Genomic DNA, 12,481 nt, shown 5'->3' on the forward strand with positions numbered 1-12,481 from the left:
GCTGCGCTGCGCCCCCTGAGCCTCTGTTGATCTCTTCCCACGCCATCGCCCACAGGTCAGCCACATGCAATCCAACGACAGACGCAATTTCCTCCGCACCGCCACCCAGGCCATGGGTGCCGCCGCCGCGCTCACGGTGCTGCCGCCGAGCATCCGCCGCGCGCTTGCCGTGCCCGCCGCGGTAGAGACAGGCACCATCAAGGACGTCAAGCACATCGTCATCCTCATGCAGGAAAACCGTGCCTTCAATCACTACTTCGGCACGATGAAAGGCGTGCGAGGCTTCGGCGACCGCTTCCCGATCCCGCTCGAAAGCGGCAAACCGGTCTGGTACCAGTCGGATGGCACGAAGGAGATCCCGCCCTTCCACCTGGACAAGCAGACCATGAACGCACTGCTGGTCCCGAGCACGCCGCACTCGTTCTCCGATGCGCAGGCGGCCTGGAACCAGGGCAAGTTCGGCATGTGGCCCAAGTACAAGAAGCCCTACTCGATGGGTTACTACAAGCGCGACGACATCCCCTTCCAGTTCGCGCTGGCCGAAGCCTTCACCATCTGCGACGCCTACCACTGCTCCATCACCACCGGCACGGATCCCAACCGCATCGTCTTCTTCGCGGGTTCCAACTTCAACCCGGAACTCGGCAAGAGCGGCGTCAACTGCACCGATACAGACTCCGAGCCGAACAACCTGCGCTGCTGGATCACGGGCGCGCTGCCGACGCCGGGCTACACCTATGCCGGCTCGTCTTTCCGTTGGCCGACGATTCCCGATGTCCTGCAAAAGGCCGGCGTCAGCTGGCGCATCTACCAGGATCCGAACGACAACTGGACTGGCGCGATGCACGGTGGCCTGGCCTTCGATTCGTTCCGCACGGCGCAGCCGGAGTCGCCGCTGTACAAGGAAGGCATGAGCCTGTGGACCATCGAGGACCTGCAGCGCGACGTGATGAACGGCACGCTGCCCGAGGTAGTGTGGGTGCTGCCGACCAAGCTGCAGTCCGAACACCCGGGCGCGCCGTCAAGCCCGCAGCACGGCGGCAACTTCACCGCCCAGGTGCTGAACGCACTGACGTCGAACCCGGAGGTCTGGAGCAAGACCGTGTTCTTCCAGACCTTCGACGAGAACGACGGGCTGTTCGATCACCTGCCGCCGCCGGCCGTGCCCTCCTACAACCTGGACGGCACGCTCGCCGGCAAGTCGACGCTGCCGCTGGAAGGCGAGTATTTCTCGGACCCGGCACGCAAATACCTGCATCCCCAGGACACCATCAGCGGCAACCTGCGCCCGTGGGGACTGGGACCGCGCGTGCCGATGTACGTGGTATCGCCATGGAGCAAGGGCGGCTGGGTCAATTCGCAGACCTTCGATCACACCTCGGTGGGCCGCTTCCTCGAGCAGCGCTTCGGCATCACCATTCCCGCCATCAGCCCCTGGCACCGCGCGGTCAGCGGCGATCTCACCTCGGCCTTCGATTTCGCCACGCCTAACGACCCGAAATTCCCCGCACTGCCCGATACCAGCGACTACGCGATCATCGAAGCCCAGCAGAAGACCATGCCGGCGCCGACTCCGCCCGCCACGCCACAGCCGCTGTTCCAGGAAATCGGCACCCGCTTCTCGCGCGCCCTGCCCTATGAGCTGCACACCAGCGCGCGCGTCGACAGTGGGGGCCGCAGCGTGACCCTGCTGTTCGCCAACAGCGGCATGCAGGGCGCGGTGTTTCATGTCTACGACAAGCTGCACCTGGACCGCATCCCGCGACGCTACACCGTGGAAGCGGACAAGACCCTGTCGGACGCGTGGGACGTCGTCGCGGACAACGGCAAGTACGACCTGTGGGTGCTCGGGCCGAACGGCTTCGTCCGGCATTTCACCGGCACCGCGGCCGCCAGCGGCGCGCAGCCGGAGTGCCAGGTCTGCTACGACCCGAAGAACGGCCAGTTGTACCTGCATATGCGCAACACCGGCAACGCCGCGTGCACCGTCACGGTACAGTCCAACGCGTACCGCAACGATGGCCCGTGGACGCTGACCGTACCCCCGGGCGGCGAGGTCGTGGAAGAGCGCTGGTCGCTGGAAAGGAGCGCGCGCTGGTATGACTTCAGCGTCGTGCGCGCGGACGACGCGAGCTACCTGCGACGCTTTGCCGGCCGTCTGGAAACCGGCAAGGACAGCGTCAGCGATCCGGCCATGGCCATGCCCGCCGCGTGATTTCCGGCACCTGCTAATTTTCTTTGACTATTGAGCGGGCGGCCTGCCTTGGTGCAGGCCGCTTGTCCATTCGCCGCCGACGGCGGCGGCTATACCACCGAGGGAAGGACCTATCACCATGTACCGCCGATTTTGCATCCGGACCATCACGGCAATCGCATTGGCCTGCGCCGGCCTGGCCGGCAGCGCGACCGTATTCGCGCAGGCGCAGCACGATGGCAGCGCGGCCAGCCCGTTGCGCGTCGTGCTGATTCCGGCCGACGGCGGCACCGAGGATGGCACGAAGAAGGATTTCGAGCCCATCTTCGGCGCCATCAGCCAGGCCACGGGACTGAAATTCGATATCAAGATCGGACAGAGCTACGGCGCCGTGGTCGAGGCGATGTGCAATGGCGCCGCCGATATCGCGTGGTATGGCCCGGCCAGCTATCTGCAGGCCCGCGCCCGCGGCTGCGCGGAGTTGCTGGCGCTCGCCGTGCGCGACGGCCAGTCGGTGTACTACTCGGGCATTTTCGCCCGCGCCGATGCCGGCATCGAGCGGATCCGGGACCTGAAGGGCAAGAAGATCGCGCTCGGCGATGTCAACTCGACGTCGAGCTTCAATGTGCCCGTGGCCATGATGCTTTCATCCGGTGTCCGGCCGGCCAGGGACGCTGCCATGATCAGCATGGCCGGCAGCCACGCCAATGTGCTCAAGGCCCTGGCCGAAGGCCTGGTCGATGCCGGTGGCGCCTCGTTCGATTCCTTCGAGAAAGCAGCCAACGCAAAGGCCATCGATCCCGCCAGGATCAAGGTGGTGGCGAAGAGCGCGCCGATTCCCTATCCGCCGCTCGCCATGCATCCGAAACTGAGCGACGGCGTAAAGGCCAGGCTGCGCGATGCCTTCAACAACATCAACAAGCTGCCCGGCATCACCAAGGATCAGATCCGCGGCTATGGCGGCAGCAAGGTCGACGGCTATACCTCCAAGGTGAGCGAAACCGACATGGCGGCCGCGGGCAAGATGTTCGAGCTGGTGACCGACCAGGTCAAGGCCGACATCATCATGAAGGCCGGTGCGCACTGATGATCGACTTCGATAGCGTATCCAAGGTCTGGCCCGATGGTACGGCGGCCTTGTCCGACGTCAGCCTGTCGGTGCCGCGCGGGCAATTCTGCGTTGTGCTCGGGCCGTCGGGCGCGGGCAAATCGACGCTGCTGCGCGCCGTCAACGGCTTGATGAGACCAGGCACGGGCGGCGTGGCAATCGACGGCATCGAGCTGACCCGCGCCACCGAGCGCCAGCTGCGCCGCCGGGTTGCCATGATCCATCAGCATTTCAACCTGACCCCGCGCATGAGCGTTGCGCGCAATGTGTTGGCCGGCGCGTTGCCGGAGGTTTCAATGTGGCGAGCGCTGCTAGGCTGGTTTGAACCCCGGTACCGCGCACGCGCGTGCGCCCTGCTGGCCGGCGTGGGCCTTGACCCGTCGCACTTGCCGCGCCGCGCCGGCGAACTCTCGGGCGGGCAACAGCAGCGCGTCGGCATTGCCCGCACCTTTATGCTCGACCCCGAAGTCATCCTGGCTGACGAGCCGGTCGCCAGCCTGGACCCCCGCATCTCTCGCGACATCCTGACCCTGATCCGGGACGCCGCGCGCGCCTGCAATAGCGCTGTCCTTTGCAGCTTGCACCAGGTCGACCTGGCGCGCGAGTTCGGCGACCGCATCGTCGGGATGCGCAGCGGCCGCATCGTGTTCGACGGGACACCCGCCGATTTCACGGATGAGGTAGTCGAGCGATTGTATGGCGGCGTCAGCTGGGAAGAAGCCGCACCCTCCCCCTCGCTACCGCTTGCCGCTTGAAGGACTCCGCCATGAACAATCCCGCCCATCCAGCCATTCCCGGCACGCAAGCCGACTGGAAACTCGACCAACCTTACAGTGCGCGCCATTCGCTGATCGTGCTGGCATTGCTGGCGGCCTTGCTCTATACCGGCCAGCGCACCGAAATGGACCGCATGGTGACCATGACGGGGCAAGCCGTGGGCAACCTGCTTGGCCTGAGCCCTGACTCGCAGGTGGTGCGCGGCCTGTCGCGCGTGGCCGAGTCGATGTGGCCCCCGGCGCTTGGCGAAAGGGAAGAAGTGGCGCGCTTGCCCGGGCTCGATCGCCGGCACTTGCCCATGTTCTCCCATATCGAAATCCAGGAGAACCGCGAACAGCACCTGAATCCGCAATCCCTGCAATGGGAAACCAGGCTGGAGCGCACCGAGTACCTGGTCAGGCCGATGGGCTATTTGTGGACCGTCTTCGTGAAGATGGTTGAGACCGTCGAGATCGCCATCTGGGGCACCGTGCTGTCGGTCCTGTTGTCGATGCCGCTGGCCTGCCTCGCCGCGCGCAACTACACGCCGAACCGGTTCACCTACACGCTGGCGCGCGCCTCGATCAGCCTGTTGCGGTCTGCGCCGGAACTGATCGTCGCCCTGTTCCTGGTCCTGGCCTACGGCTTCGGTCCGATCGCCGGCGTGCTGGCGCTGAGCCTGCATGCGGCCGGCTTTCTCGGCAAGTTCTACGCGGAGGACATCGAGCACGCCGACAACAAGCCACAGGAGGCGCTGGAAGCCATCGGCGCGGGAAAACTCAAGACGCTGTGGTACGCGGTAATGCCGCAGGTACTGCCGCAATACACGGCCTATACGCTCTACATCCTGGATCGGAACGTTCGCATGGCGACTGTCATCGGACTGGTCGGCGCCGGCGGAATCGGACAGGAACTCAAAGGCCGCTTCGACATGTTCCAGTACGGCCATGTTGCCACCATCCTGATTGCGATCTTCATCGTGGTGTTCCTGCTCGACCAGTTCTCGGCACGCGTGCGCGCGAGATTGATATGAGTCCATGCCAACGCCGTCCTTGGCAAAAACCGAGGCCAGACTCACCCGCCGAAATCGTCGATCGCGCATCCCGGAATACGCAGGCTCATCGCTGCCTGACGAAGCAGGTGGTGCACATGTGAGCGAACTCCATGAGGGCCCATGGCCGCAGAGGATCTGGCACGGACGTTGCGTCGGATGCTGCCGCTGCAAACTGGTTGCAGCCTCAGTGGAGTTTGATCTTTCGGGAGCGTCCGATGAAGAAAGTAGTTGTACGTGGGGCAGCCCTGGCGCTGTCCATTTGCGTACTGGCTTTCGGTGCTGGTACTGCGCAGGCGCAGGCATATCCATCCAAGCCAATCAGACTGGTGGTCCCATTTCCGCCGGCCGGTGCAACGGATGTCCTGGGTAGAGCGATTGCCCAGAAGTTGTCTGAAGGACTGGGTCAGCCAGTGACGGTGGAGAACCGGCCTGGTGCAGGCAGCACCATCGGCGCAGACGTCGTCGCCAAGGCGGCGCACGATGGCTACACACTGCTACTGGCGTCCGGTTCGCTTGCCATCGCATCCAACCTCTACAGCAAACTCAGCTTCGATATCCTGAAGAGTTTCACGCCGATATCGCTGGTAGGCCATGTACCCCATATGCTGGTCGTGAACCCTTCGGTCCCGGCGAATTCGGTGAAAGAACTGATCGCGTTGGCCAAAGCCAGGCCCGGGCAGTTGAGCGCCGCTTCGCAGGGAAACGGCACGCTGTCGCACCTTGAACTGGAAATGTTCAAGATATCCACGGGTGTCGACATACTGCATGTCCCTTATAAGGGCAGCAATAACGTCATGTCCGATCTGCTTGCCGGCAATGTCTCGGTGTTCTTCGACAGCGTTCCGTCGTCCATGCCGCTGGTGAAAGCCGGCAAGCTCAAGGCACTGGGGGTGGTCGGGACCAAGCGCCTGCCCACGAGTCCAGATATCCCGACGCTGAGCGAAGCCGGGTTGCCGGGATTCGAAGCCAAGAACTGGTTCGCGCTACTGGCACCGGCCGGCACGCCGAAGGAGATCGTGGAGCTGCTCAACGCGCAGGTGCAAAAGGCCGTTGCATCTCCGGACCTGGTTTCGCAGCTGGCAAGTCAGGGCGTCATCCTGGAAGGTGGCACATCGAAGCAGCTGGCGGCACTGATGCAAAACGACGTAGCAAAGTGGGGCAAACTCGTAAAAGCCGCAAACGTGCACCTGAACTGAACGCAGCGGGCATGCACACGCCATCGGGGACCACGCCGGCAGCAAATACTTACGGGGATTTCCTTTAATCGATCCTGGCACCGGAGAATTTCACGATCCTGGCCCACTTGACCGTCTCGCGGCGGGAGAGGTCCAGGAACTCCTCAGGCGTGCTGGGCGCGATTTCCGCCGGCAAGCGCCGTTGGCATAAGGGACAGGCCGCGCTCTTGCAGGCGCCAGGCGGAGCGCACCAGAGCGGGCCATCTCTTTGATAAAAGCGGATTCTCAGTCGTTGCGCGCCAGGCCCGGGGTGGAAGCAGGCATCTTGCGTGCGCGGGCCGCCTGCTCGAAACCATACGCGTATCGGATGAGTTGCGGTTCGCTCCACGGGCGACCGAGAAACTCCAGGCCGACGGGCACGCCGCGCGGGGCCTCCTCGGTGGGAGAAGAGAACCCGGCAGGCACCACCACTGCCGGGAATCCGGTCAGCGAAGCCAGAATGCCGTTGCGTTCTCTTTGGTCATACTCTCCGATCGGCACGGGCAGCCGCTTCTGATGTGGATAGATCATGGCATCGAGGTGGTTCTCCGCCATCACGTTGGCAAGCCGGATCTTGAGCGCGTCGATCTTTACCAGCCGGTCCTTGTAATCAGGCTCATTCAGGCCATTCTCGATGCCTTTGGCGGACTGCAGGAATTTGCTCAGGCTCGGATGCGTTTTCCCACTGGCGACGATGTCGTCCAGCGAATGTGCGGGAGCCTTGCTTCCGACATCCTTCAGGTACTGGTTCATGACGCTCTTGTATTCGTATTTCTGAACATCGAGCTGGCCGTTCAGCTTGTCGGTATCCAGCTCGGGTGTCGAGACCGGTACCATGACCGCTCCCTTTTTCTTCAGCACGTCAATCGCATGTGCCATGACGCGATTGACTTCCTCGTGATCGGTCCCGGTCCCGAACAGGGATTGCATCACACCGATGCGCACGCCTTTCAGTCCGTTTTTATCCAGGTATGCCGTATAGGTCCCGGGGATATGGCCCCAGCTCATTGCGGTCACCGGATCGGCTTGATCGTACCCCGCCATGACGTCCAGCATGCGGGCGGCATCAGCCACCGAACGCGTGATCGGGCCTGCCTCGTCCTGCGTGAAGGAAACCGGCACAATACCCGAGCGGCTGACCAGTCCAAGCGTAGGCCGAATCGACACTAGGCTATTGTTGGAAGCCGGGGAGCGCAGCGAATTTGCCGTATCCGAGCCGGTGCCGATGGCGGCGAAATTGGCAGCCAGTGCCGCCCCGGTGCCGCCGCTCGATCCGCCCGGGGTCAGTTTGAGGTCGTAGGGATTCTTGGTCTGTCCGCCCAACGAACTGACCGTCACCCCGCCCAGCGCGAATTCCTGAAGATTGGTCTTGCCGAGAATCACGGCGCCACTCCGCTTCAGCCGGCCCACCACGAATGCGTCTTCAGTGGGCCGCGAACCCGCCAGCGAAGCCGAGCCAGCGGTGGTCGGCATGTCGGCCGTGTTGTAATTGTCCTTCAGCACCGTTGGGATGCACTGCAGTGGTTTCAATTTTCCGCTGCGGTGGAATTCGCGATCCATTTCATCTGCCTGGGCCAGCGCATCTGGATTCATGTAGAGCATGGCATTCAAGGCGGGACCTTGCTTGTCATATGCGTGAATCCGGTCCAGATATCGCTGGACCAGCCCATGGCAACTCAGGCTTCCGCTCCTCAGCGCTTGATGAATGTCTGCGACCGAAGACTCCATAATATTGAAGGATTTCTCGGCAGAATATGCCGTGAATGGCAGGATTCCAGAAAGTAATGCCATCGCATTTGCCGCGAATCGGATCCCGAAAGAATATCTTTTTAAGCGCATAGATAAGGTCAGATGGTTCTGAAGTACAGCCCGCCAATCGAGGCTGGCATGGTGAAAATTTTTGATCGTTATGAAAGAGAAATCAGGATCGCCAGCCAGCTGTTATCTGAGATACCGTCGCCGTGCCGGCTTGAGAACCGCGATCGCGAGCAATGCAGTCGCAATGTCGAGGGTGATGGCAACACCAAACACGGGCATCCAGCTACCGAGCTTTTCGTGCATCAGCGCAGCGAGCGGTCCGCCCAGGATCGACCCGATGCCCTGGGAGATATAGAGCCAGCCGTAGTTGGTCGTGGCATAGCGCGTGCCGAAGGTATCGGTCAGCGTGGAAGGAAAGAGCGAAAAGATCTCACCCCAGCCCAGGAACACCACGCCGGACAGCAGCACGAACAGCACCGCATTCTCGCGCGTCAGCAGCCACAGCGCCATCGCCACGCCTTCCAGCGCGAAGGCGAAGCACATGGTGTTCTCCCGGCCCCAGCGGTCGGATACCCAGCCAAACAGCGGGCGCGTCAGTCCGTTGGTGAACCGGTCCAGCGTCAACGCCAGCGGCAGCGCGGCCATGCCGAGCACAGTCACGCCGGCAACGCCGAAGTCCTTCGCGAAGGTCGCCATCTGCGATGTCACCATCAGTCCTGAGGTGGACATCATCGTCATCATGGCAAAGAGCAGCCAGAACAGCGGCGTGCGCAGCATCTCGCGGGTTGGGACGTCGGCGGCGGCCCTGGCACCGGTGCGCGTCGCAATATGTTCGGGCAGCACCACGCCCTGCGGCGAACGAAGACCTTGCGAGGCAACGAAGCCGATCACGGCAAAGAGAAGGCCGAACTGCCACAACGTGGCCTCCAGTCCCTTCTGGGCCAGTGCCGAGGCGATCGGAAAGGTCGTGGCGATGGCACCCATGCCGTATCCCGCTGCGACCATGCCCACGGCAAGCCCGCGCCGGTCCGGGAACCAGCGCACCATCTGCCCGACGACCCCGACGTAGACAATGCCCGTGCCCAGGCCGCCCACGACGCCATAGGTCAGGTACAGCAGCCCCACACTGTGCGTTTGCGCCGCCAGTACCCAGCTCAGTCCCGACAGCACCGTGCCAAGCGCAATCAGCCGGCGCGGCCCGAAGCGTTCAATCAGCGCGCCCTGGAACGGCGAGAAGAATGTCTGCAGCACGATCAGCAACGAGAACGTGACCTGCAACTCAGACAGCGGAACCCCCAGCTTGGCGGCCAGCGGTTTTGTAAACAGCGTCCAGACATACTGCGGGCTGGAAATCGCCATCATGCACAGCATGCCAAGCGCCAGTTGTATCCAGCGCTCGCGCGCCGCCGGCAAGGCTAGGGCGGTACCTGTTGATGCGTTCTCTGCAACGGTATTCATCGGACTACTCCTTCAGACCAGCTTCGGGGATCGGACAAGGGGAACTGCGTAGAAGACCGGGACCTGCCGCGCGAGGCGCATTGGCAAGCGGCATCCCGGCGCGGATTACCAGGCGGCAACGGCGCCATCGCTGCGGGGATCGGCGCCACCTTCGTAGAGCCCGCTGGGGTGCAGCACGATGGCGCCGGCATGGCCCATGGTTTCGTCATACGGCTGCAAGAGCTCGATCTCGTGGCCAAGTGTGCGCAAAGCGTCGCAGGTCGCCTGCGGAAAGCGCGACTCGAGCTTGAGCGTGTCGGTGGTCTGGCCCCAAGTGCGGCCCAGCAGCCAGCGGGGGGCGTCGATCGCGGCCTGCGGGTTCATGCCGAAATGCACGATGCGCGAGAACACTGCGCTCTGCGATTGGGGCTGGCCGTCGCCGCCCATGTTTCCGTAGACCAGCGTGCGGCCGTCGGCCAGGCGCGCCAGGGCCGGGTTCAGCGTGTGGAACGGTTTGCGCCCCGGCATCAGCGGGTTGCGCGCGGCGGGATCCAGCGAGAAGCTGCAGCCGCGGTTCTGCCAGTTGATGCCGGAGGCAGGCAGCACGACGCCGCTGCCGAACTCGTGATAGATGCTCTGGATAAAGCTGACCGCGACGCCCTCCGCGTCGACCACGCCCATCCAGACCGTATCCGCTGGCCCCATGCCCTCTCCCCACGGCAGCGCCTGGTCGGGCCGGACCCGCGCGGCCGCGGCATCGAGCCAGGCCGGCGCAAGCAGGTCCCGTGGATCCACGTCCATGTACGCGGGATCGGTGATATGGCGGTCGCGGGCCAGAAAGGCCTGCTTGGTTGCCTCGACACAGGCATGGACGTAGGGCGCGCCAGTCGATGCCATGGCGCTCGCCGGCAGCAGATCGAGCAGGCGGTCCAGCTGGCCCAGGATCTGCAGCGACACCAGCCCCTGAGTGGGTGGCGGCATGTTATAGACGCGGCCGCGCGAGTGCGCCAGCACCAGCGGCGCCTTCCATACCGCGCGGTGTCCGGCGAGGTCCTGCAGGCTGAGCGGGCTGCCGACGGCGGCCAGGTCCTGCGCAATGCTGCGGGCCAGGTCGCCCCGGTAGAAATCGTCAAGCCCCGCTTCCGCCAGTTGCTCCAGCGTGGCAGCCAGGCGCGGCTGGCAAAAACGCGCACCGGCAAGCGGCGGCACGCCGCCCGCCAGGAACGTCTCGGCAAATCCGGTTATTCCAGAGAGCTCATGGGCCCTCGCCGCAATGCAGGCCGCCTGGCTATGCGTGACCGGAACGCCGTGGCGGGCATAGCCGATGGCATCGGCAAGCAGCCGCGACAGCGGCATGCGCCCGCCCAGCGTCTCGCGCGACCAGGTGCGCGCGGCATGCCAGCCGGACACCGTCCCGGCGACTGTGTTGGCCGCCATCCCGCCGCGGAACGGGATCGTCGCGAGGCCCGCTTCACGGTAGCGCTCGATGCTGGCAGCCCCTGCCGCCGCACCGCACGCTTCGAGGCCGCGGGGCGCCTCATTCGGGCGCGCGATCAGCCAGAAGCTGTCGCCGCCGATGCTGTTCATATGCGGGTAGGCAACCGCGATCGTGGCCGCGGCCGCGATCATCGCTTCGACGGCGTTTCCGCCTTCGCGCAGGATCGCCAGTGCACTCTGCGAAGCCAGGGCGTGCGGCGCGACCGCCATGCCGCGGCTGCCGCGGATGGGGTTCCGATGAAATGTCACAATGTGCTCCGGAAATTATGTATACATAAAATTCACGGAACACAACGCAAGGCCTGTGCCACGCCATCCCCTGCCACTACTGCAGGGCAAGCGATGCCGCGCCGGTCAAGGCGTTGCTAGCGATAGCGGGGAATTCCCCGACAGGGGAAGGTAACGGGAAGTGGGAAAAATTATGGCGCCGACGGCACCATATTGGGGCTTACCCGAAGCGCCTGCGACGCGGCGGTGCGTCGGTGGCAAGCGGGCGCTCGAGGTTGGTGCGGGCTTGTTCCAGCCGTTCGGTGGTCAGGCGGCTGACCTCGACGCGCCCTTCTTCGATATGGCCGGTCAACAACTCGACCGCCCGCGCGCCATCACAGGCCAGCAGCGCCGTGAGGATATTGGCGTGCTCCTCATACGTGAGGGCGATGCGCTCGCCGTAGGCAAAATCGAGGCGCCGGATGATCCGGATGCGGTCCGTGACCTGTTGATGTACCGCGGCTGCCTCCGGATTACCCGCGGCGCAGACGATGGCTCGGTGGAACGCCTCGTCCAGGTCGGCAACCTGGTTGCCGTCGGTCAGGCGTTCGGCAGGCGGGACTTGCCACGTGGCTGCCAGCACCTCCAGGCACGCGCGATCCACGCGCGGCGACACCGGCTGCTGGCACAGGCGCATGGCGGCATGGGTCTCCAGCAAGGTGCGCAGGTCATAAAGTGCCTCGAAGCGCGCCAGGTCGATCGGCACCACCTCCCAGCCGTTGCGGAAGTGCCCGCGCACCAGTCCTTCGGACTGCAGGCGCAGCAGCGCCTCGCGTACCGGCGTACGGGAGATGCCGAACCGCTCCGCGACATCGTTCTCGGAAAAGCGGTCGCCAGGCAACAGCCGGAACGCAAAGATGTCGTCCCGCAGGCTGAAGTAGGCACGTTGCGAACGGGACGATTCGCCGGTTATTGCCGCGCCGCCCTGGCGCTCCTGTACCTCTGGCGGAGAGCCTGGAAAGCCGGAGTCTGCTTGGGTAGCTGAAGAAGGGCCTGGCAGGGGCGTCGTGCGGCGCATCGGACTGACATCGAAATGGGCATCGCTTTGGCGGGCGGCAGAGCGACACGCGTGGCGTGCGCGAAAGCATACCACCGATTTGCGGGCATCCCGAAGACGTTGAAAACCGGCCGGACCGCACCGGGCCTCGGGGGGGGGGGGGGGGGGGGGGGGGGGGGGGGGGGGGGGGGGGGGGGTA

General features: G+C 64.3%; 9 protein-coding genes. 5 read left to right on the plus strand and 4 right to left on the minus strand.

What is annotated here, in order from left to right; genetic code table 11:
• Positions 1-64: 64 nt before the first annotated feature.
• The 5 genes from AC1Q7H_RS12005 (at position 65) to AC1Q7H_RS12025 (ending at position 6,308) form a co-directional block, all read left to right on the plus strand.
• Positions 65-2,215 carry a phosphocholine-specific phospholipase C gene (locus AC1Q7H_RS12005; RefSeq protein ID WP_211981344.1) on the plus strand — a complete coding sequence of 717 codons (2,151 nt, stop codon included), beginning with the start codon at positions 65-67 and terminating at the stop codon, positions 2,213-2,215.
• A gap of 118 nt (positions 2,216-2,333) precedes the next feature.
• Positions 2,334-3,281, plus strand: a complete 948-nt coding sequence (locus AC1Q7H_RS12010; protein ID WP_211981345.1) for a phosphate/phosphite/phosphonate ABC transporter substrate-binding protein — start codon at positions 2,334-2,336, stop codon at positions 3,279-3,281.
• Entirely contained in the window at positions 3,281-4,057 is a 777-nt protein-coding gene (gene phnC / locus AC1Q7H_RS12015; protein ID WP_492381324.1) for a phosphonate ABC transporter ATP-binding protein, read from the plus strand. Before AC1Q7H_RS12010 ends, phnC begins: the two co-directional genes overlap by 1 nt.
• A gap of 11 nt (positions 4,058-4,068) precedes the next feature.
• The gene (phnE, locus tag AC1Q7H_RS12020) at positions 4,069-5,091 is read left to right on the plus strand and encodes a phosphonate ABC transporter, permease protein PhnE (RefSeq protein WP_492381325.1); all 1,023 of its coding nucleotides are present in this window, start codon (positions 4,069-4,071) and stop codon (positions 5,089-5,091) included.
• 236 nt (positions 5,092-5,327) lie between these two features.
• Positions 5,328-6,308: a Bug family tripartite tricarboxylate transporter substrate binding protein gene (locus AC1Q7H_RS12025; protein WP_153954063.1), complete on the plus strand. Its 981-nt coding sequence runs from the start codon at positions 5,328-5,330 to the stop codon at positions 6,306-6,308.
• A gap of 264 nt (positions 6,309-6,572) precedes the next feature.
• Here AC1Q7H_RS12025 and AC1Q7H_RS12030 read toward each other — a convergent pair whose 3' ends face one another.
• From AC1Q7H_RS12030 to AC1Q7H_RS12045, 4 genes are all read right to left on the minus strand, one after another.
• Positions 6,573-8,117, minus strand: coding sequence for an amidase family protein (locus AC1Q7H_RS12030; RefSeq protein WP_492378524.1), 1,545 nt, complete (start codon positions 8,115-8,117; stop codon positions 6,573-6,575).
• A 150-nt stretch (positions 8,118-8,267) separates the two neighbouring features.
• On the minus strand, positions 8,268-9,542 hold the full coding sequence (gene oxlT, locus AC1Q7H_RS12035) for an oxalate/formate MFS antiporter (RefSeq protein ID WP_153954061.1): 1,275 nt from the start codon (positions 9,540-9,542) through the stop codon (positions 8,268-8,270).
• Between the two features lie 105 nt (positions 9,543-9,647).
• Positions 9,648-11,228 carry a gamma-glutamyltransferase family protein gene (locus AC1Q7H_RS12040; RefSeq protein WP_153954087.1) on the minus strand — a complete coding sequence of 527 codons (1,581 nt, stop codon included), beginning with the start codon at positions 11,226-11,228 and terminating at the stop codon, positions 9,648-9,650.
• 238 nt (positions 11,229-11,466) lie between these two features.
• Positions 11,467-12,303 (minus strand): GntR family transcriptional regulator, encoded by an 837-nt coding sequence (locus AC1Q7H_RS12045; RefSeq protein WP_153954086.1) that lies wholly within the window; start codon positions 12,301-12,303, stop codon positions 11,467-11,469.
• Between the last annotated feature and the right edge of the window lie 178 nt (positions 12,304-12,481).

Source organism: Cupriavidus sp. GW823-FHT06D04, from assembly GCF_058795055.1.

Bases quoted from the DNA above. Each gene is read 5' to 3' on its own strand.
- AC1Q7H_RS12005 (WP_211981344.1), top strand. From the start codon at position 65: ATGCAATCCAACGACAGACGCAATTTCCTCCGCACCGCCACCCAGGCC.
- AC1Q7H_RS12010 (WP_211981345.1), top strand. From the start codon at position 2,334: ATGTACCGCCGATTTTGCATCCGGACCATCACGGCAATCGCATTGGCC.
- phnC (WP_492381324.1), top strand. From the start codon at position 3,281: ATGATCGACTTCGATAGCGTATCCAAGGTCTGGCCCGATGGTACGGCG.
- phnE (WP_492381325.1), top strand. From the start codon at position 4,069: ATGAACAATCCCGCCCATCCAGCCATTCCCGGCACGCAAGCCGACTGG.
- AC1Q7H_RS12025 (WP_153954063.1), top strand. From the start codon at position 5,328: ATGAAGAAAGTAGTTGTACGTGGGGCAGCCCTGGCGCTGTCCATTTGC.
- AC1Q7H_RS12030 (WP_492378524.1), bottom strand. From the start codon at position 8,117: ATGGCATTACTTTCTGGAATCCTGCCATTCACGGCATATTCTGCCGAG.
- oxlT (WP_153954061.1), bottom strand. From the start codon at position 9,542: ATGAATACCGTTGCAGAGAACGCATCAACAGGTACCGCCCTAGCCTTG.
- AC1Q7H_RS12040 (WP_153954087.1), bottom strand. From the start codon at position 11,228: ATGGCGGTCGCGCCGCACGCCCTGGCTTCGCAGAGTGCACTGGCGATC.
- AC1Q7H_RS12045 (WP_153954086.1), bottom strand. From the start codon at position 12,303: ATGCGCCGCACGACGCCCCTGCCAGGCCCTTCTTCAGCTACCCAAGCA.